This window comes from Corynebacterium uberis, assembly GCF_020616335.1.
GTDB lineage: Bacteria > Actinomycetota > Actinomycetes > Mycobacteriales > Mycobacteriaceae > Corynebacterium > Corynebacterium uberis.
Genome location: NZ_CP085051.1, coordinates 218,048 through 238,355, shown reverse-complemented (window position 1 = coordinate 238,355; position 20,308 = coordinate 218,048). Strand labels below are relative to the sequence as shown.

The 20,308-nt window shown below is 69.3% G+C and carries 17 protein-coding genes and 1 tRNA gene; 5 read left to right on the top strand and 13 right to left on the bottom strand.

Annotation, left to right across the window (positions count from 1 at the left end):
• Positions 1 to 35: 35 nt before the first annotated feature.
• Positions 36 to 111 (bottom strand) — tRNA-Thr (locus tag LH390_RS01065).
• A gap of 87 nt (positions 112 to 198) precedes the next feature.
• Positions 199 to 1,419, bottom strand: coding sequence for a DNA polymerase III subunit delta' (locus LH390_RS01060; RefSeq protein ID WP_399524710.1), 1,221 nt, complete (start codon positions 1,417 to 1,419; stop codon positions 199 to 201).
• Positions 1,420 to 1,457: 38 nt separating this feature from the next.
• Between LH390_RS01060 and LH390_RS01055 the strand changes: the two genes are divergently transcribed.
• The 3 genes from LH390_RS01055 (at position 1,458) to LH390_RS01045 (ending at position 5,785) form a co-directional block, all read left to right on the top strand.
• A complete protein-coding gene (locus LH390_RS01055) occupies positions 1,458 to 3,005 on the top strand; it encodes an adenylate/guanylate cyclase domain-containing protein (RefSeq protein ID WP_227281009.1) in 1,548 nt (515 codons plus the stop codon).
• 240 nt (positions 3,006 to 3,245) lie between these two features.
• Entirely contained in the window at positions 3,246 to 5,273 is a 2,028-nt protein-coding gene (locus LH390_RS01050) for an OPT family oligopeptide transporter (protein WP_227281010.1), read from the top strand.
• Positions 5,270 to 5,785 (top strand): methylated-DNA--[protein]-cysteine S-methyltransferase, encoded by a 516-nt coding sequence (locus tag LH390_RS01045; protein WP_227281011.1) that lies wholly within the window; start codon positions 5,270 to 5,272, stop codon positions 5,783 to 5,785. The genes LH390_RS01050 and LH390_RS01045 overlap by 4 nt, the downstream gene beginning before the upstream one ends.
• 148 nt (positions 5,786 to 5,933) lie before the next feature.
• Here the strand turns inward: LH390_RS01045 and LH390_RS01040 are convergent, their stop codons facing one another.
• The 3 genes from LH390_RS01040 to topA all read right to left on the bottom strand — a co-directional run bounded on the left by LH390_RS01040 (position 5,934) and on the right by topA (position 11,277).
• Positions 5,934 to 7,409, bottom strand: a complete 1,476-nt coding sequence (locus LH390_RS01040; RefSeq protein ID WP_227337381.1) for an HNH endonuclease signature motif containing protein — start codon at positions 7,407 to 7,409, stop codon at positions 5,934 to 5,936.
• 139 nt (positions 7,410 to 7,548) lie between these two features.
• Positions 7,549 to 8,289: a hypothetical protein gene (locus LH390_RS01035; protein WP_227281013.1), complete on the bottom strand. Its 741-nt coding sequence runs from the start codon at positions 8,287 to 8,289 to the stop codon at positions 7,549 to 7,551.
• Between the two features lie 6 nt (positions 8,290 to 8,295).
• Positions 8,296 to 11,277 carry a type I DNA topoisomerase gene (topA, locus tag LH390_RS01030; RefSeq protein ID WP_227326835.1) on the bottom strand — a complete coding sequence of 994 codons (2,982 nt, stop codon included), beginning with the start codon at positions 11,275 to 11,277 and terminating at the stop codon, positions 8,296 to 8,298.
• Positions 11,278 to 11,814: 537 nt separating this feature from the next.
• On the opposite strand from topA, the gene LH390_RS01025 reads away from it, so the two are divergent.
• The gene (locus LH390_RS01025) at positions 11,815 to 12,441 is read left to right on the top strand and encodes a DedA family protein (RefSeq protein ID WP_227281015.1); all 627 of its coding nucleotides are present in this window, start codon (positions 11,815 to 11,817) and stop codon (positions 12,439 to 12,441) included.
• Positions 12,442 to 12,580: 139 nt separating this feature from the next.
• Here LH390_RS01025 and LH390_RS01020 read toward each other — a convergent pair whose 3' ends face one another.
• Entirely contained in the window at positions 12,581 to 12,784 is a 204-nt protein-coding gene (locus LH390_RS01020) for a cold-shock protein (RefSeq protein ID WP_227281016.1), read from the bottom strand.
• A 229-nt stretch (positions 12,785 to 13,013) separates the two neighbouring features.
• Here LH390_RS01020 and LH390_RS01015 point away from each other — a divergent pair, with 229 nt between their 5' ends.
• Entirely contained in the window at positions 13,014 to 15,509 is a 2,496-nt protein-coding gene (locus tag LH390_RS01015; protein ID WP_227281017.1) for a DEAD/DEAH box helicase, read from the top strand.
• On the opposite strand, the gene LH390_RS01010 is transcribed toward LH390_RS01015, so the two are convergent.
• From LH390_RS01010 to ssd, 7 genes are all read right to left on the bottom strand, one after another.
• Positions 15,506 to 15,826 (bottom strand): Rv3654c family TadE-like protein, encoded by a 321-nt coding sequence (locus tag LH390_RS01010; protein ID WP_227281018.1) that lies wholly within the window; start codon positions 15,824 to 15,826, stop codon positions 15,506 to 15,508. The genes LH390_RS01015 and LH390_RS01010 overlap by 4 nt on opposite strands.
• Positions 15,823 to 16,143, bottom strand: a complete 321-nt coding sequence (locus LH390_RS01005) for a hypothetical protein (protein ID WP_227288246.1) — start codon at positions 16,141 to 16,143, stop codon at positions 15,823 to 15,825. Before LH390_RS01005 ends, LH390_RS01010 begins: the two co-directional genes overlap by 4 nt.
• Positions 16,118 to 16,348 (bottom strand): DUF4244 domain-containing protein, encoded by a 231-nt coding sequence (locus LH390_RS01000; protein WP_227281020.1) that lies wholly within the window; start codon positions 16,346 to 16,348, stop codon positions 16,118 to 16,120. Before LH390_RS01000 ends, LH390_RS01005 begins: the two co-directional genes overlap by 26 nt.
• Before the next feature lie 90 nt (positions 16,349 to 16,438).
• Positions 16,439 to 17,020 (bottom strand): type II secretion system F family protein, encoded by a 582-nt coding sequence (locus LH390_RS00995; protein WP_227281021.1) that lies wholly within the window; start codon positions 17,018 to 17,020, stop codon positions 16,439 to 16,441.
• Complete coding sequence (locus LH390_RS00990) at positions 17,017 to 17,796, bottom strand: type II secretion protein F (protein WP_227281022.1); 780 nt, start codon at positions 17,794 to 17,796, stop codon at positions 17,017 to 17,019. The genes LH390_RS00995 and LH390_RS00990 overlap by 4 nt, the downstream gene beginning before the upstream one ends.
• On the bottom strand, positions 17,793 to 19,019 hold the full coding sequence (locus tag LH390_RS00985) for a TadA family conjugal transfer-associated ATPase (RefSeq protein ID WP_227281023.1): 1,227 nt from the start codon (positions 19,017 to 19,019) through the stop codon (positions 17,793 to 17,795). The genes LH390_RS00990 and LH390_RS00985 overlap by 4 nt, the downstream gene beginning before the upstream one ends.
• Positions 19,016 to 20,191 carry a septum site-determining protein Ssd gene (gene ssd, locus LH390_RS00980; RefSeq protein ID WP_227281024.1) on the bottom strand — a complete coding sequence of 392 codons (1,176 nt, stop codon included), beginning with the start codon at positions 20,189 to 20,191 and terminating at the stop codon, positions 19,016 to 19,018. Before ssd ends, LH390_RS00985 begins: the two co-directional genes overlap by 4 nt.
• Positions 20,192 to 20,308 lie beyond the last annotated feature (117 nt).

Below are 20,308 nucleotides of genomic sequence, written 5' to 3'. Positions count from 1 at the left end.
TGAGGCCCCGCGGGGGGCGTCGATAAGCAAAAAAGTGGAGCCGCCTGCGAGAATCGAACTCGCGACCTATTCATTACGAGTGAATCGCTCTACCGACTGAGCTAAGGCGGCGGGGGCAAGAGGCTTGGGCACCATAGCCAAGTCTCAAGCCGGTGGTCAGTGTACCGGATGCCCCACAGTGGGACACAAAACCGCAGTTCAGTGCGCCTTATACGCCAGGCGCAAGCGCCCCACCAGGCCGTCGGTGGCAATCGTCGGGGTGACGTTGTCGCGCACGTGGCCGCGGCAGATCGCCACCGCGTCGAGGCAGGCAACAAGGCCCTGCTCGCCGACCTCGGCGGCCAGCTCGTCGGCCAGGGGCGCAAAATCCGGGTGGATCGGCGCGACGGTTCCGGCCGCGCCGACCGCAACCATCAGCGCATCGCGGTAGAGGCCCGCCAGGTCCACCAGCGCCAGGTCCAGGACGTCGCGGCGACGCCGGGTCAGCCGCAGTTTCTGCTGCTTTTCTAACTCCTTGAGCGCGCCCGCCGACCCGCGCGCCGCCTTCTGCGCGCCCCGCCCGCGCCCGCCCAAGCCCAGCGAGCGCTCCAGGTTGTGCCGCTCCTGCTCATCGGCCTGCGCGTACTCCTCCTCCGCCTCCTTGTCTATGGCCTTGACCAGGGAATACATGGCCTGGAAGGCGGTGTCGCCGTGGGTGATCAGCTCCGCCAAGTTGAGCACGGCGGCGCGGCGGCGCTGCATGGTGGGGGTGGTGACCAGGCGGCGGGCCCGGCCGATGTGGCGCAGGGAGGCGTGGGCCGCCAGGCGCGCATCGGCCTCGGTGGCGTGCTCCTCCTCGACGAGGATGCGCACGATCTCCTCCACCGAGGGGGTGGGCACGTAGACGTGGCGGCAACGGGAGTTCAGCGTGGTGGAAAAGTCCAGCGGGTCGGTCGACGGGGCGCAGAAGATGATGACGGTGCGCTCCGGGGGCTCCTCGACCGTCTTGAGCAGCGCGTCCGCCGCGGAGGCGGACAGCCGGTCCGCGTCTTCGATGATGAGCACCCGCCAGCGGGCGGTGGTGGGCATGCGGTGCGCGCCTGCGATGATGGTCTCGCGCACAAAGTCCACCCCGATGCTCAGCGCCTGCGGCACCACGCGCACCACGTCCGTGTGCGCGCCCTCCAGCACGGCGCGGCAGTCGGGGCAGTGCCCGCACCCGGGCTGCGGCCCGGTGCATTCGAGGGCGGCGGCGAAGGCGAGGGCGGCTTGGGCCCGCCCCGAGCCGGGTGCGCCGGTAAACACCCAGGAGTGCGTCATCGCACCGGAGGACCCGTCGCGGGCTGCGCTGGCCGCGGCGAGAATGGTGTCGCGGACGAGGGGGGCGTCGGAAAGCTGCTCGGCGACGCTGCGCGGGGTGGAACTCACGCCACCAACCATAGTGACTTGGGTGCGCGGGACTCGTTAGAGTGTGAGACATGAGTCGACTGGTGCGGGCCGTTCGGTGGCTGTGGAGCACGGCGTGGCCTCTCTACGCCGCGCTGGTGCTGGGCTCCAACGTGCTCGGCGCGGTGGCGGTCATGCTGTTCATCCGCTTCCTGCTGCCCCTGCCCGCCCTAGACCACCCGGACGGTTTCGCCCACCGCTACTCCTACCTGGCCGTGGTGGGCGTGTCCTACCTTGTCTTTGCCGTGGTGGTGGGGGCGGCGGCGACGCTGGCGGTGTTCCGCCCGGTGCTGGACTGGCAGCGCAACCCGGACGCCCACGACCCCAACATGGTGCGCAACCTGGTGCTGCGCATGCCCGTCTACCAGGCGGCGGTCAGCGCGGCGGTGTGGGGCATTGGCATCATCATCGCCACGACGGTCGCCGCCGCCGAGTCGAGCTCGCTGGCACTGGTGGTGGGGGTGACCTTCGCGCTCGCGGCCGCGGTCATGGTGCTGCTGACCTACCTTGAGGCCGAACGGCTGGTGCGCCCGGTGGCCGCCCGCGCGCTGGCCCGCCGCTTCGAGGACTCCACCCTGGAACCGCCGATCCGCTCCCGGCTGCGGCTGACCTGGCTGATGTCCACCGCCCTGCCGTCGGTGGGGGTGCTGCTGCTCATCGCGGGCCAGCGCGCCGGCTACTTCCTTGACGACGTCGCCGCCCTCCTGCCCGCCATCGTCGCGCTCACCGTCGCCGCGCTGATCACCGGGTACGTGGGCACCACCTTGTCCATCATGAGCGTGGTGGACCCCATCCTGGAACTCCAGGACGCCATCAACCGGGTGCGCCGCGGCGACTCCCACGCGGAGGTAGACATCTACGACGGCTCCGAGATCGGCGTCCTCCAGGCCGGCTTCAACGAAATGCTGCGTGGCCTACGGGAACGCCAGCGGGTGCGCGACCTGTTCGGCCGCTACGTCGGCGCGGAAGTCGCCCGGCGCGCCCTGGAGGAAAAGCCCACCCTCGGCGGGGAGGACCGCAAGGTGGCGGTGCTGTTCGTCGACGTCATCGGATCCACCACCTTCGCCGTCAACCACACCCCCGAGGAGGTGGTCGGGGCGCTGAACTCCTTCTTTGAGCACGTCGTGGAGGCGGTGCACCGCAACAAGGGGATCATCAACAAGTTCCAGGGCGACGCCGCCCTCGCCGTCTTCGGCGCCCCCCTCCCGCTTGCCGACGCCACCTCCCTCGCCCTCGCCGCAGCCCGCGAGCTGCGCGATGAGCTGGCAGGCATGGAACTCCAGGCAGGCATCGGCGTCGCCGCCGGGCACGTGGTCGCCGGACACATCGGCGGACACGACCGCTTCGAATACACCGTCATCGGAGACGCCGTCAACCAGGCCGCGCGGCTGACCGAACTGGCCAAGGACACCCCCGGCGGGGTGCTCACCAGCGCCGCCACGCTGCGCGGGGCCAACGAGGCCGAACAGGCCCGCTGGACGGTACTGAAGTCGGTGGAGCTGCGCGGGCGCCGCGAGATGACCCAGCTGGCCCGGCCGATCCGCGAGACGCTGGCGGACCGCTCCGTGCGGCGGGACTAGGGGCGCGGGGGCCGCGGGGGCCGGTGCGCTGGGGCTGCGCGGGGGCGTTGCGCGGGCCTTGTGCGGGCCTTGCACAGCCGTTGGGTACGCCCCGCCGCACGTGTGCTGTGGAGCCGGAAGGCAGTGAGTCGGGCGCAACGTAATGCAAGGTAACGTGTCCGAAGACACTACTTATTCGACTCCTCCGCGGACTCACACTTCCTGCCCCGGGCGGAGCTGAAACGAAAGGCAGAACCCACCGTGGCAGACACCCAGACCACGGGCGCGCGCACCGCTCATCCGGTCCGCGAGCTAACACTGCGCGCCATCCTCATCGGCGGGCTGATCACCCTCATCTTCACGGCGGCAAATGTCTACCTGGGCCTCAAGGTGGGCCTGACCTTTGCCACCTCCATCCCGGCGGCCGTCATCTCCATGGCGATTCTGCGCGGCGTGGCCAACCACACGGTGGTGGAAAACAACATCGTGCAGACGATCGCCTCGGCCGCCGGCACCCTGTCCGCCCTCATCTTCGTGCTCCCCGGCCTGGTGATGGTCGGCTGGTGGCAGGGCTTCCCCTACTGGACGACCCTGCTGATCTGCCTGGTTGGCGGCATCCTCGGCGTGATGTATTCCATCCCGCTGCGCCGCGCCCTGGTCACGGGCTCCAATCTGCCCTACCCGGAGGGGGTTGCGGCCGCCGAGGTGCTCAAGGTGGGCGACGATACCGCCTCTGCTGCGGAGAACAAGCGCGGCCTGAAGGTCATCGTCGCCGGCGCGCTGGCGTCAGCTGGCTACGCACTGCTCACCGCGCTGCGGGCGGTGTCCGGATCACTATCGACGTCGCTACGCGTCGGCTCGGGCGGCACCATGCTGGGTGGTTCCCTGTCGCTCGCGCTGATCGGCGTGGGCCATCTGGTTGGTGTGACCGTGGGCATCGCCATGCTGACTGGTGTGGCGATTTCTTATGGGGTGCTGCTGCCGCACTTTTCTGCCGGGCGGGTGCCGGTCGACGGGGACATCACCGAGTCGGTGTCGAGCATCTTCGCTGGGGAGGTCCGCTTTGTGGGCGCGGGCGCGATGGCGGTGGCGGCCGTGTGGACGCTGCTGAAGATCATTGGGCCGATCGTCCGCGGGATCAAGGATTCGCTGGCCTCCAACACGCGGCGCAAGGAAGGCGTGCGCGTGCCCCTGACGGAACGAGACATCCCCTTCCCCGTGGTCGCCGGGGTCATCCTGGTGCTCATGGTGCCGATTGGGCTGATGCTGTGGTGGTTTGTCGCCGACTCGGACATTCACCATCACGCGACCTCGCTGATCATCGTTTCCATTGTGTTCACGCTGCTCATCGGGCTGCTGGTGGCGGCGGTGTGCGGCTACATGGCGGGCCTGATTGGCTCGTCGAATAGCCCCATTTCTGGGGTGGGCATCATCACCGTCATCGCGTCGGCGCTGCTGATCAAGGTGATCACGGGCGACGAATCCCACACCAACCCGACGGCGCTGGTCGCCTACACGCTGTTCACGTCGGCGATCGTCTTTGGTATTGCCACGATTTCTAACGACAACCTCCAGGACCTCAAGACCGGCCAGCTGGTGGAAGCCACCCCGTGGAAGCAGCAGGTCGCGCTCATCATCGGCGTGGTCTTCGGCGCGCTGATCATCCCGCCGATCCTGCAACTCATGCTCACCGCCTTCGGGTTCCAGGGCATGGAGGGCGCCGGGCCGGACGCGCTGGCCGCCCCGCAGGCCGCTCTGATGTCCTCGGTCTCACAGGGCATCTTCGGCGACTCGCTCGACTGGTCCAAGGTGGGCCTGGGCGCCGCCATTGCTGTGGTGGTCATCCTCATTGACGAGGTCCTCGGCCGGCTGAGCTACGACCGCTTCCACCTGCCGCCCCTGGCTGTGGGCATGGGCATGTACCTGCCGGTCAGCCTCAACGTCATGATCGCCCTGGGCGGGTTCATTGGGCTGGCCTACAACAAGTGGGCGAAGCGCCACCACGCGGATGCCGAGTCCGAGGCCCCCAAACGCCTGGGCGTCCTCATGGCCACGGGCCTGATCGTGGGCGAGAGCCTGTTCGGCGTGCTCAACGCCGGCATCATTGCGGCCTCCGGGAAGTCGGAGCCGCTGGGGCTGCTTCCGGAAGGCTTCGAGCCGACCGCCACCTGGCTGGGCCCGGTGGTCTTCGCGGTGGTCATCGCGGGGTGCTACCAGTGGGTCAAGAAGGTCAGCAACGGCCGTGGCGCTGATGCGGAGGTTGGCCCGGAGGTTGGCGCGCAGCCGTGAGGCGGGTCGTCGATAGCCCGCTCGGGGCCCTGACCCTGGTTGCCGAGGCGGGTCGGCTGACACGGGTGCTGTTCGGTGACCGCGGGGCCGGGGAGTCGGCGGACTCGCCGGTGCTGGATCAGGTGCTGGAGCAGGTGCTGGATCAGGCCGCCACCCAGCTTGCCGAATACTTCGCCGGCCAGCGCCGCACCTTTGACCTGCCACTCGCCTTACCCTCCGGCGAAGACTTCCGTGCCCGCGCACAGCGGGGCCTGCTGGAGATTCCGTGGGGGCAGACGGTCTCGTATGGCCAGTTGGCTGCCCTGGTGGGTTCGCCGCGGGCTGCCCGCGCGGTGGGCACGGCGTGCCGGACCAATCCTTTGCCGGTGGTGGTGCCGTGTCATCGGGTGGTGCATGCGGATGGGTCCTTGGGTAACTATGCGGGCGGGGCGTGGATGAAGCGAGTGTTGTTGGAGTTGGAGGGGTTGCCGGGGGCGAAGGCGGCTGGTGTTGCGCCGCGGGGGCACGCGTAGGGGCTGCGGTGGTCGCTGCGGCAGGCGGGCAGCCGTGATTGCCGCTGTCGCTGGGCGTGCGTGAGCGCAAGCCTGGCCCCACTAGAGCGTGCGCGCACACCGACTGCGGGGCACCACCCGCTTTTGGGGTGCCGGAATTGACCCCGTGCTAGGCGGCGGTGGTGAATCCGGGGTGGGTGCCCGGGTCTGGGCCGGCGCGCCCTCGGATGCGTGCCCCGGCGGATTCTTCGGCGATTCCGGAGTTGTTGAACTGGATGTTGTGGTCTTGCCGGGTGCTTCCTGGTGGTGGGCGGTATCCGACTCTGCCGGTGACGGGGTCGCGTTCGGCCCAGCCGCGGTTGGCGGCGGGGTTGCGGGCGTCGTTGTTGTCGGTGTGGTGTGCCCGGCAGAGCAGGGTGAGGTTTTCGATGTCGGTGCGCCCGCCGGTGATCCAGGCGGTGATGTGGTGGACGTCGCAGCTGGTGGCGGGCATGGTGCATCCGGGGTGGGTGCACACGAGTTCGCTGGCGACGAGCGCGGCGCGTTGTTCAAGGTTGGCGGTGCGTCGGGTGCGCCCGCAGATGAGTGGGTTGCCGGTGGTGGTGTCGTGGATGAGGGTGAGGTCCCAGCGGGCGGCGCCGAGGGCGAGGACGTCGGCAAGCGTGAGGCGCACGCCTGTGTTGGTGACGTAGCCGCGTTCGGTGGAGCCGGTGAGGCCGAGGTCTGCGGTGGACATGGAGACGACGACGGTGCCGCAGCCGCCGGTGGAGCGGACTTTTCCGCTGGACCATTCGCGCAGGAAGGTGGCGAATTGGTCGCAGCGGCGCTGCGGGAGGGTGCGCCGGTCGGTGGCGTCTGTGGGCAGGTCGAATCCGGGGTTGTTGGCGGGCCGCAGGGCTGCGATGAGTTGGGCTGCGACGGGCGCCGGTAGGTAGGCGTTGAGTTGGACGCCACCATCGCCATCTGGTTGGGAGATGGTCAGTGTGCGCTTGCGGTGCCCGGCGAAGGGGTCCGCGCTGGAGCGGTTGGCGCGGGCGACGGCGCTGCGGAGCCATTCGCGCAGGTCTTCGGGGCTGCGGGTGGCGGCTTGGCGGATGGCCTCTAGGCGAAGCTCGTTGCGCCCGCGGTGGGCGTCCTTGTTCAGGTGCGCTAGTTCGCGTTCGATGATGCGGTCTTTTTCTGCGGCCAGGCGCAGTCGTTGGGCCTCGCGCTCGGCTTCCTTCCTGGCGGCCTGTTCGGCGGCGGCGCGCTGCGCGGCGGCGCGGTTGGCGGCTTCGCGCTCTGCGGCGGCCTCGGGGCTTTCCTGCGGCGGGGCGGGCACGACGCGCGGCGGCGGGGGCGGCGCGTAGCGGGACTGCCCGCGACGGATGCGGCTGTAGCCTTCCGAGCGGGAGATCCCCAGGACCTCGGTGAGGAAGTTCACGGGGTGGGCGGAGTGCACAAGGTCTCCCGCGTTGCGCGAGTGGGCGATCCACCCGACGGTGACGTCGAGGCGATCCTTGGCGCCCATGAGGGTTTCGAGCCGGCCCAGCTGCGGGGCGAGCGCCTCAAGTTCAGACAGCGTGAGATCCGGGCGCACGAGCGCGTTGATCTGCTCGAATGCCTTATCTATAGCATCGACACATCTGCGAATCGTCGGAGACACTACACTCACCCCCTTCACGTGCCTGGTTCATTCCCCAACACCCCGTATCCTCCCCGGTGCGTTGCCACCATATTAGCACGCACTTTCCATCCCCCACCACCCCGCGAGCGACCTATTTACATGATGCTGGTCACCAGCCCTACTCCTGCACCCGGAGGCCGTCGGCGAGCAGCATCATGCCGATCACCCGCACGTCCTGTATCGCCGCGCGCACCAGCACCCGCACCCACCTGCGCCGCACCGCAGACAGCCGCGGCTCCACACACGCCTGCGCCACCTGCGCCGCGAGCAGCAGATTCACCCCATGCCCGATGCCCTCACCAGCCGCATCCTCCCGCGCAATCATGCGCCGATCCTGCCCCAGCGCGGCCACCGCCGCCGCACCCAGCACCGGCACCGCCGCAGCCCACGCCCGCTTCTCGACGCCCCGCTCCCCACCGAAGACACTCCCCCCACCGAAGACACACCCCCCACCGAAGACACACCCCCCACTGGCAGCAGCACCACCGACAGCAACACCACCTAAAGCAGCACCAGCCGCCACCACCGCATAGACGCCCACCAGAACGGGCTGCGGCCGCGCACCGCGGCGCCACAGCCCGACGCCGTGGCCGACTTGCTCGCCGAGGCGAGCCGCAACGTGGAGGGCGCGGGCACGGGGGGCGTCGATAAGCAGGGCGGCCTGCGCTGTGGCGGCGGCGATGTCGGGGCGCGGCAGAGCCAGCGGGACGATAGGGCGCACCGGGGGCAGCCAGCTGGATGCTTCGCCGAGGGCCAGGTAGGCGGCGCGGCGGGGGCTGGTGCGTGCGCGGTCGATGGCGGCGGCGAGGGCGCGGACGCCTTGGCGGGTGAGTTCTACGCCCGCGGTCATGGGGGTCACGGTGAGCTACTTCTTCCGCGATCCTGCCTTGACTACCCGCTTGGTTGTCTTTTTCACCGTTTTCTTTGCCGGGGCTTTCTTGCGCGTGGCGGGACCGCCGCCGGTGGCTTCTTTGGCGCGCCGTTCGGAGAGGAGTTCGTTGGCGCGCGCGTCGGTCATGGTTTCGGGGGTGTCGCCGCGGCGTAGCGAGGCGTTGGTTTCGCCGTCGGTGACGTAGGGGCCGAAGCGGCCTTCTTTGACGGTCATGGGTTTGCCGGAGACGTCGTTGTCGCCGAGTTGCTTGAGTGGCGGTTTGGCGGCGGCGCGGCCGCGGCGTTTGGGTTCGGCGTAGATGCGGCGGGCGTCGTCAAGCGTGATGGTGAAGATTTGGTCTTCGCTTGCCAGGGACCGCGAGTCGTTGCCTTTCTTCAGGTAGGGGCCGTAGCGGCCGTTTTGGGCGGTGATAACTTCTCCGTCGGAGGGGTCGACGCCGACGTCGCGGGGCAGGGAGAGCAGCTTGAGTGCGTCGTCGAGGGTGACGGTGGCTGGTTCCATGGAGGCGAAGAGCGAGGCGGTGCCGGGCTTGAGGCGCTCGTCGATGAGCTGGGCGATGCGCTTGTCTTTTTGCTTCGCGGCGGTCTTGGTCTCCCAGTTTTTGGCGCGCTTGCCTTCGGCGGCGCGTTGGGCGTCTTCGGCGGCGCGTTCTTCGGCGACGATGCCTTCGGCCCACTCCTGGGCGGTGGTCTGTTCGTCGTCGCGCACCAGCTCGGTGACGTAGGGGCCGTAGCGGCCTTCCTTGGCCACGATCATGCGCCCGTTGTCGGGGTTGGTGCCCAGTTCGCGCCCCGACTGCGGGGTGGCGAACAGCTTTTCCGCGGCCTGGAGGGTCAGCTCGTCCGGGGTGGTGGATTCGGGCAGGTTGGCGCGCTGGTATTCGGGTTCGCCGTCAGCGCCGACGCCGACTTGGCGTTCGATGTAGGGCCCGTAGCGGCCGACGCGCACGACGACGGGGCGGCCGTTCTCGTCGTCGAAGAGGTGCAGGCTGTTGACTTGGCGGGCGTCGATGTGTTCGAGGTTTTCGCCCACGAGGGTTTTCAGGCCGCCGCGCCGGGCGATGGCGTCGGCGAGGTCGTCGGGGGCGTTGGCGTCGCCGAAGTAGAAGCTGGTGAGCCACTGGGTGCCGTCCTGGTCCCCGGCGGCGATCTCATCGAGTTCGTCCTCCATGGAGGAGGTGAAGTCATAGTCCACCAGGGAGTCAAAGTTGTTTTCCAGCAGGCCGACCACCGCGAAGGCCACCCAGGAGGGCACGAGCGCGTTGCCGCGGGACATGACGTAGCCGCGGTCCTGGATGGTCTTGATGATCGCCGCGTAGGTGGACGGGCGCCCAATGCCCAGCTCTTCCATCTTCTTGACCAGGCTGGCCTCCGTGTAGCGGGCAGGCGGGTTGGTGGAGTGCCCGTCCGCGGTCACGTCCTGAGTAGCCAAGCGCTGGCCCTGGCGCAGCTGCGGCAGCCGGCGCTCGGCGTTGTCTGCCATGGAGCGGCCGTCGGACAGTTGGGAGACCTCCACGTAGGCGCGCAGGAAGCCGGGGAAGGTGATGGTGCGCCCGGTGGCGGAGAATTCCGCCTCATCCCCGGTGGCGGCCGTGCCGGCGATGGTCACCTTCAGCGAGGTGCCCTTGGCGTCCGCCATCTGGGAGGCGACGGTGCGCTGCCAGATCAGCTCGTAGAGCTTGTATTCTTCGGTGTCCAGTTGTCCGCGCAGGGCGCCGGGGGTGGCAAAGTGTTCGCCCGCCGGACGGATGGCCTCGTGGGCTTCCTGCGAGTTTTTCACCTTGCGGTCATAGCGGCGCGGGGCGTCCGCCACGAATGCCTGCCCGTAGAGTTCCGCGGCCTGGGCGCGGGCGGCGTCGATACCCTGGGCGGACAGGGAGGTGGAGTCCGTACGCATGTAGGTGATGTGGCCGTTTTCGTAGAGCCGCTGCGCGATGCGCATGGTGCGCTCCGAGGTGAAGTGCAGCTTGCGGCCGGCCTCCTGTTGCAGCGTGGAGGTCATAAACGGCGGGTAGGGCCGGCGGGTGTAGGGCTTGTCCTCCACCGCGGTGACGGCCAGTTCGCGGCCACGCAGCCCTTCGGCCAGCCGCGTCGCGCCGGCTTCATCGATCACCGTGACCGCGGCGGCATCCTTCAGCTCGCCACGGTCGGTGAAGTCGCGTCCCTGCGCTACTCGACGCCCATTGAGCCCCGTCAGCCGCGCGCTGAAGGTCCACGGGTTATCCGCATCGCTTGCCGACGCCCCGCCTGCCGACGCACCGTCCGCTGGCGCACCGCTTGCCGACGCCGCCCCGGCCCCCGTATCCAGCTCCGCGGTCACGTCCCAGTACTGGGCGGAGACGAACGCCATGCGCTCGCGCTCGCGCTCCACGATCACGCGCGTGGCCACGGACTGCACCCGGCCCGCCGACAGCCGCGGCATGACCTTCTTCCACAGCACCGGGGAAACCTCATAGCCGTAGAGGCGGTCGAGGATGCGGCGCGTTTCCTGGGCGTCGACCAGGTTGGCGTCCAGCTCGCGGGTGTTGTTGGCGGCCTCGATGATGGCGGGCTTAGTGATCTCGTTGAACACCATGCGGCGCACCGGCACCTTGGGCTTGAGTACCTCCAGCAGGTGCCAGGCGATGGCCTCGCCTTCCCGGTCGGGGTCTGTGGCTAGATAGAGTTCGTCTACCTCTTTGAGCTTGCGGCGCAGGTCCGCAACCTTCTTCTTCTTTTCGGGGCTGACCACGTACAGCGGGGTAAAGCCGTGCTCGGTGTCCACGCCCAGCCGCGCCCAGGGTTCCTTCTTGTATTTCGCGGGCACGTCCGCGGCACCACGCGGCAGGTCACGGATATGACCCACCGAGGCCTCCACGATGTAATCATCGCCGAGGTAGGGCTGGATCTTCTTCGCCTTCGTCGCCGACTCCACGATGACCAGGCGCTTCTTACCCGATCCCTGAGCTGCTGCCACGGGAAACCCGTCCTTTTCTTCGTCTTTGCGATCTACCGTCGTGCTGCCGTCGTACCACTGGTGCGCCACCGGCGTGCCACGGATGTGTCACCGGTGTGCCGCGGGTGCGGGGGCGCTGACCGCCACCCGCAATTCCTACCAAACACGGCACCCACGCGCGTCCCACGCACCACGCCGCCACACCTTTAAGGGGCGTCTCACTGCATGAACACGGCGTCCTGGGTGCAGCGAATCGAGGACGCGGCGGTCCCACTACTGCTACACCGTACACAGTATTTAATGCTCCGCTTGCATGGGCTGCGGCAGATACCCGCCGCCTCCCCGCCCGCTTACTGCCCCTTCGCTGCCCCCAAACAGCGCACCCGCGGGGGCCACCGGGGGCAGTGGGCGCAAAAAATCAGCGCCGCGCTACCGCCCCCACAGGCTGTGCGCAAGCACGCAGTCTAGGCTAGTCAGAAACCTGTTCCCCAAAGCTTTTCGACGCCCCCGCGCCGGCAAGCACCCACCAGAAAAGAAACCACCAGCAAAGGACAATCGATGGCAGATCAGCTCACCAGCCTCATCGAGCTGTTTGTAACCCACGCGATGTTCTACCCCATTTGCGGGGCGTTCATCATCCTTGACTGCCTCTGCCCTATCTTCCCCGGCGAATCGTTGCTCTCCATGGCCGGCGCCTGGGCGGGGGCCACCGGGCGGCCCAGCCTGCGCGGGGTCATCGCGGTGGGCATGATCGCGGCGATCATCGGGGATAATATTTGCTACGCCCTGGGCACTCGCTTCGTTCACATCATCCGCAACGCAAACCCGCGCAGTAAGCTCGCCCGCGCCGCCCGCTGGGTCAACCACTCCATGCGCCGGCGCGCGGGGCTGTCCATCATCATCGCCCGGTTCATCCCCTGGGCACGCTGGGTGCTCACCATCATGCTGGGGGCCACCCGCTACTCCTGGTGGCGCTTCTTCCTCTTTGACACCATCGGCGTGACCGTGTGGGCGTTGCAGGCCAGCCTCATCGGCTACCTCGGCGGCTGGGTGGTCCAGGACTATCCCCTGGTGGGCATGGCGCTGGGCATCATCATGGGCTTTGCCGTGGGCATCCTCATCGACCGGCTGCGCGCCCGCTTCTCCGATTACCACGAGGTCATCACCGCCACCTCCGCGGCCTGATCATCGCTTATCGACGCCCCTTTCCCTCCCGCACCCACGCTGTGCCTACGGTGCGCACGGGGCGTCGGCAAGCAAAAACCCCCGCCCACCGCGCAGGTCAACCTGCGGGCGGGGCGGGGGTTACTGCCCTAGGAGGGTCCTAGAGAGCGCGGACCTGCTGGGCCTGGGGGCCCTTGGCGCCCTCGCCGATCTCGAACTCAACGCGCTGGTTCTCCTCCAGGCTGCGGAAGCCGCTGCCCTGGATCTCGGAGTAGTGAACGAACACGTCGGCAGAGCCGTCCTCGGGAGCAATGAAGCCGAAGCCCTTCTCCGCGTTGAACCACTTGACAGTTCCCTGTGCCATTTTTTGCACACCTTTTCTTGGGTTGGAAAGTGGCGGGAGTCGATTTACCCCCCGCCACGGGTGGTGCGGCCGCACCGAACTCCCAGAAAACGACTAGCTGACAAACAGCGACGACGCCCTGGACGCCCGCGGTAGATCTCTTGCGAGCGCCTTGACACTGCGCACAGAAAACTGCGACCTAACAACAGTGTGTCACGAATCCGTTCGCAGCGATAGTATCGGGCCTTAGATGTCCATCAACTCCGGAAAACAAGCAGGTCACGGGGAGCAGTCCCCTCAGGCCCCTACCCCCGATCGCGGTCACACACAGGTTGCCCCTGTCGAAATTGGCCACGAATTGGGGGCCCTGCTCCACTACCGCCACCCCACTGCGACATGCACCCACGCCGAAACAATCCCGCCGCGGCCCGCCGCCTACGCCGACTGGCCCGACTGGCTACCCGACGGACTGCGCGACTACTGGACGGATGACGCAGGCATCCAGCGCCCCTACGCGCACCAGGTAACCTGCGCCACCTACGCATGGAATGGCCAGCATGTGGTGATAGCTACCGGCACGTCTTCCGGGAAATCGCTGGGCTACCTCATGCCCGTGCTCTCCCGACTAGCCACCACCACCCACGACTGCGCCCTCTACCTCACCCCCACCAAGGCTCTAGGATCAGACCAACTAGCCACCGTCCAACGCCTCACACGCACCGTGCCCGAGCTCGCCGACATCCACCCGGCCCCCTACGACGGCGATACCCCCACCGAGGCCAGATCGGGCATTCGCGAGCGCTCCCGTTTTGTTTTTAGCAATCCAGACATGGTGCACACCTCCCTGCTCGCCCACCACCCGCGCTGGGTGCGGCTCCTGCGCCACCTGCGCTACGTCATCATCGACGAATGCCACACCTACCGCGGCATCTTCGGCGCCAACGTCGCCCTAGTCATCGCCCGACTACGCCGCATCGCCGCCGCCTACGGATCACACCCCACCTTCATCCTCGCCTCCGCCACCGCCGCCGACCCCGGCGCGCACGCCGCCCGCCTCATCGGGGCCACCGACGACGAGCCGATTGCCACCGTCACCACGGACACCGCCCCCACTGGCACCCGCACCGTCATGCTGTGGGAACCCGGCTTCCTGGAAGGACGCGAAGACGCCGCCGGTGAACCCATCCGCCGCGCCGCCAACACGGAAGCCGGCGAACTCATGGCCGACCTGATCAGCCAGGGCGCCCGCACACTGACCTTCGTGCGCTCCCGCCACGGCGCGGAAACCGTGGCCCTACGCGCCGCGGAAGAACTCCGCCTCGCCGGGCGCCCCGACCTGGCCAGCCGGGTGGCTTCCTATCGCGCCGGCTACCTCGCCGAGGACCGCCGCCGACTCGAACGCGAACTCGATGACGGCACCCTCCTCGGGGTGGCCACCACCAACGCCCTGGAGCTGGGCATTGACGTCGGGTCCCTCGACGCGGTCATCGTCGCCGGCTTCCCCGGCACCGTGGCCTCCTTCTGGCAGCAAGCCGGGCGCGCCGGGCGGCGCGGCCAATCCAGCCTGGTGGTCTTTGTCGGCCGCGACGACCCACTGGACACCTACCTCCTCCACCACCCGCAGGCCCTGCTCGGCCGGCCCCTCGAACGCACCGTATTCAACCCGCACAACCCCTATGTTTTGCGCGGACACCTCTACTGCGCGGCCGTTGAGCGCCCCTTAGCCTTCGCCGAGGTGGCCGCCTTGGGTGCCACGGACGTGGTTGCAGATCTCGCCGCAGAAGGGCTGCTGCGCCGGCGCCCCACCGGCTGGTTTCCGGTGGCCCTGCACGCCGGGGCCCGCGACGCCCGGGCAGACGACCCGGACGACCCCTTCGGCCCCGGCTACCTCACCCCAGAGACCGCGCACGCGGCCGTCAACCTGCGCGGCGGCAGCGGCGCGGAGGTCCTCATCTGCGATGCCACCGACGGGCGGCTGCTGGGCACTATCGACGCCGCGCGCGCCACCTCACAGCTCTTCGAAGGCGCCGTCTACCTGCACCAATCCACCAGCTATGTCGTCGACGAGCTCGACCTCGACGACGGCGTGGCGCTGGTGCACCCGGAGCGTCCCGACTACTCCACCACCGCCACCTCAGACACCGACATCCGCATCCTGGGCGGACCGGACCCCGAACACCTGTGGAACCCCTCGCCAGGGTTGTGGGTAGCCAACGTGGACGTGCAGGTCACCCGCCGCGTCACTGGGTATATCACCCGGCTATCCGATGGCACCGTCCTCGACCACACCCCCCTGGATCTGCCGCCGGACCAGCTGACCACCCGGGCCGTGGCCTACACCATTGACCCCCTGGCGCTGCGGGCCATGGGCATTTCCGACGCCGCGGTCCCGGGCACCCTGCACGCCGCCGAGCACGCCGCCATTGGCATGCTGCCCCTCCTGGCCACGTGCGACCGCTGGGACCTCGGCGGAGTCTCCACCGCCTTGCACGCCGACACCGGACTGCCCACCGTGTTTGTCTATGACGGCCACCCCGGCGGCAGCGGCTTCGCCGACCTGGGCTACGCCGAGTTTTCCGCCTGGATCACCGCCACATTCGAGGCGGTCCGCTCCTGCCCCTGCGAAGCGGGCTGCCCGTCCTGCGTCCAGTCCCCCAAGTGCGGCAACGGCAACCAGCCGTTGGACAAGCAGGGTGCGATCACCCTGCTGGGCGCCCTGGTCACCATGGTGGGCGCCCCCGCCTAGAGCGGGCCCGCCCTGGAGGTGGCGTGCCGACGCCCCACCGTCGCCGTGACCACCACGTCTGCTCCCTCCCGCGCGCAGGAGCGCATCTGCGCCCCATTGGCCGCCGCGACCCGGCTGGCCTCCTGGCAGGCCGCGCCGCTGCCGAAGGCCTCCCAAGCGCCAGCGACCGCGGCCATGTCTGCGGCCACCTGGGCCCGATGCGCCGCGACAACCTGGCTGGCCGCCCCGACGATCACCCCCAGCAGGCTCACCAGCGCCACAACCATGCCGGCGGCCGCCACGGTGGCTGAACCCTCCTCATGGCGTCGAGGCCTCACGGGGCCGCCACCTCCTGCGGGAAAACCGCGGTGGCGGTGCGCGCCCCGAGGGGCGAGCCGACGGTGGCCTGCGCACGCACCCACCCATCGTGCTGGGTGATCGACACCGTGGCCCGACCATCTGGTGGTGCTGACACCCCGATGGCGGCGGCGCGCGCGGCGGCCCCGGCGGCGTCGATAGCCGCAATGTGGGCAGCCACCGTGGCCATTCCCGCGACGATGGCGGCAAACACGGTGATAAGCACCGCGAGGGAGAGCGCGGCCTCAATGGTCACCGAGCCGGACTCGCCGCTATCCCGGGATGTTGTTGAGCGCATCGGTGATGATGTTCTGGATGGCGCTCGACACCGCCGAGCTATTGACCACCGCATACAACACGGCGGCTAGCGCTGCGGCGGCCAACGTGCCCATGGCGTACTCGATGGTCGACAGCCCGGAATCGGTGTCCAGGCGTTCCCGCAGCCGGGCATGGGCGCGCGTGGCGGCGGTGAACAGGCGGGTAGAAAAAGTGCTGTGGAACATGGTGTGAACTCTCCTTTTGAGCTCGAGAACTGATGAATGACTACTCAGAGATTGCGCCTGCGGCGCTGTATCGCGCCCAGCGATGACGAGCTAGGCCAACAGCTCCGCGGCGAGGCTGATGATCACCGGGGCAAGCCCCAGGATCAGAAAGGCGGGCAGGAAACACAGGGTCAGCGGCATGGCGATGAGCACCCCGGCGCGCTCGGCACGCGCGGTGGCACTATCAGCGCTGTCTTGGCGCAACGACTGGGCGATGCGCCGCGCCCCCTCGACCACGCGGGCACCGGACTGCTGTGAGCTAGAGACCAGTTGGGCCAATTGCTCAAGCCCCGGCACCCCGGCCGCCGCCTCCCAGGCACGCTGGGCGGGAACCCCGATAGCCGCCAAGGCGGCCACCGTGGCCCACACCGCACGGACCCGCGGGCTGCGGCAACATCCGGCTACAACGCGCGCCGCCGTCGCAGTGCTTAACCCGGCCTCCACGCAGGCGGCGTAGAGATCCACATCCGCGCTGATCTCCGCGGACAGCAACTGCCAATTGGTGCGGCGCGACCGGAACCGCCGGGCGGGCGGCGGGCCGTCGCGAGCCCGCGGGAGATCGCCGAGTCGTCGGACAGCACAGGGATCACCGAGCAGGCACGCGACACTGGCCAGCAGCAATGCCAGAGTCATGCGATCACCCCCGCCCGCGCAATGATGGCCTGGGACCACAACACCCCGGCACACAGCAGGGCCATCCCCACGACCAGCAGCAGGCCGCCCAGGCCGCCGGAGGTCAACACCCGCACCGGGTGCGCCCCCATGGCCGCGCCCAAACCCAGCCCCGCGACGGGCAGCGCGGAGAGGATCACCGCGGTGGAGGTGGGGCCCGTCAGCGCGGCGGCGGTGGAGCTGCGCTGGCGTACGGCGGCGTCGAGACGCGCCTGCGCCTGGCTGAGCAGCCCGGCCAACGGCACCCCATGCTCCCGGGAGGCCGCCCACACCGCGGCGATGGGAGCAAGCAGGGCGTCGGTGTGCTGCGCGCCTTCCGTGGCCGCCAGGGCGCGCAGCTCCGGAATCAGGCTCGCCGCGTGGGGTTCCTGGGCATGGCGGGCCAGCTGCGCGACCGCCCGGCCGGGATCCGTGCCGGCCTCCAGCTGGGTGACCAACAGGCCCAGCAGGTGCGCCAACGCCGCCCGACGCCGAGCCAGCGCACGCTGCGCCCGCATCCGGGCGACCAGGCGTACCGCCGTGGCCACCCCCATCCCGACGGCGATGACGCCTGAGGCCTGCTGGGCCCACAGCGCAAGCCCGCCGACTAGGCAGGCGACCAGCACCCAGCCGTGGCGCCCCGGAATCAGCGCCATGCCGGCGGGCAGGATCCGCCACGCCGGACGCACCACCGTGCCCACCGCCAGCGCGCCGGCTCCCAATGCCAGGGCACACGTCCACCCCCACGCGCCCATCATTGCGGCTCCTTCGCGGCACACAGCTCCGGGTCCTCCGGCAGGCTCTCCGGCACGCCCAAGGCGTGACACAGCGGCGCAAAGCCGGGCTGTGGCCCCGCATCGACGTCCCAGACCACGGTGGTCTCCACGAGCCCGTCCGCGCCGCGGCGCACGGTCCCTACCTGGGCCAGGCGGCGCTTGGCATCGGCACCCCGGCGCATGACCAGGATGACGCGCACCGCCGCGGCGAGCTGGCTGTGCGCGGCGGTGCGTTCCAATCCGCCCAGCGCGGCCAGCGCCTCAATCCGGGCGGGGACCTCGGCGATGGAGTTCGCGTGCGCCGTTCCGGCCCCGCCGTCATGGCCCGTGTTCAAGGCGGCAAGCAGATCCACGATCTCCGCGCCGCGGATCTCCCCGACCACGATGCGATCCGGGCGCATCCGCAGCCCTTGGCGCAACAGCATGGACAGGGTGATCTGGCCGTGACCCTCCACGTTGGCGGGCCGTCCCACCAGGTTGACCACGTGCGGGTGGCGCGGGGCAAGCTCCGGGGTGTCCTCGATGCACAGGATGCGTTCCGTGTCCGGTACCAGGGACAACAGCGCGGACAGCAGGGTCGTCTTTCCCGATCCCGTGCCGCCGACGATGAGGAAGGACCACCTGCGCGCGACCATCGCCTGAAGGATGGCCGCCAGCGCGGGGCTGAGTGTGCCCCGTTCGACCAAACCGGCCACGCTGAGGGTGGCCTGGCGCAGCACGCGCAGGCTCAGGCAGGTGCCCGACTCAGACGGCGGCGCGAGCACGGCGTGCATGCGTACGGTAGAGCCGTCCTCACGCAGCAGCCTGCCACCGGCGAAGGGCTGCGCATCATCGAGCCGGGTTCCGCAGCTGTGCGCCAAGCGCGTGGCCAGCCTGCGCACCGCGGCATCATCGCCGAGGCTTATCGACGTCGCCCGCTCAAGACCGCAGCCACGGTCAAACCAGATGGAGTCCGGTCCGTTGACAAGCACGTCCGTCACCCCCGGCATGCTCAGCAGCGGTTCGAGGGCGCCCGTCCCATGAGACTCGTGGCGCAACTGGCGCAGCACCTCGACCATGTCCAAGTCACTGATCACTCCGGCTTCTTCTCGGACCAGGTTGGCCAGCGCGTCTGCATCCAGTGCGGCGCTTCCCGCGCTGCGGGCCAGCCGGGCCTGGACCGCGTGCACCAAGGCATCATGCCGGGTTGTCGCTGCGGCGGTCATGGCTGCCCCTGTCCACAGCAGGCGGCCAGCAGCGGGCGCAGATCCTTGCCCAGTCCCGCCGGAAGTCGGCCGGCCAACCCTGTGGTCTCCACCAGCTTGGCCACCTTGGGGTGCGTCCGAATCTGGCCGGTCACGGCAACGTCTGTCAGCCGTTCTACGTCGTGGACCCCCAGTCCGCTCCAGCCCCGGGCGCGCAGCACCAGGTGCAGACGGGCCTGCCCGGTGCGCATCCGCGCTAGGGTGCGCGCGGCCGCCGCCCCGGCGCGAATCTCTGGGGGCACAATCACGATGAGGTGATCGCACTCCTCGCACGCCGCCTCGGCGAGCTCACCGCGGGCATTAATATCCACGATCACCGGGCCGTGTCCACCCCGCAGGGTGGCAATGGCCCCGCGCAGTTCCGCGGCCCGCAACCGGTACCCGGTGTCTACCGTCGAGCGCGCCGCAGACAGCACGCAGACCCCGGCCCGGGTAGTAGGCAACGCGGCCAGCAGGTCCGCACACGGGGTGGATCCGGCCGCAAGATGAACGTCCGGCCAGCGGGCCCCGGGGCTATCTTCAAGGCCTAAGAAAAGGTCCACGCCCCCGGAATGGGCGTCCGCGTCAACGAGCACGGCCCCCGAACCCGCGGCAACGGCCAGGGCCGCGGCCGTGGTACTCGCCCCCGCACCACCGACTACCCCGCACACCCCGATAACTGGCTGGTGGGAGGGCTGGCCCAGGCGGGCGCTACCGCGTGCAGTGCCCTGGCTCAGCCCCTCTCGCTGGGTCGGGGTGGCCTGGCGTGTCGCTTGTTGAGCAGCAGCGATGGCGCGCAGCACCTCCGCGGCCTGCGCGGGCAGGACAAAGCCGGCTTCTGCCCGCGCGGCAACCACCTGGGAATCAGCAACCGGCCCGGGTTCTGCGGCGAGGAAAAACACCCCGGGGCGCGGCGCAGTGCCGGCGGCCAGCCAGGCCTGCGTCCCCGGGGCGTCCACGAGCACCGCGGTGGCCCGCTCCCACAGGCGAGCGATGGTGGCCGGCTCCAGGGTGGACACCGTTCCGTGACCGCAGGCTGCGGCGATGTGGCTGGCCTCCGGGTGGATGGCGGGGTCGGCGCAGACCACCAGGACGGGGTGGCTCGGCCGACTGTCCAGCCGGGCGGCCTGTGCGCTCAGTGTTGATGACCTCATGGGTCTTGAGTCTCATGGCCGTCCGCCGACTCAGCTAGGCCCGTGGCCTCCGGCTGTGGATAACTGCCCATTTTGGTGACGCGTCACTACCGCGCTGTGGATAACTCGAACGTACGG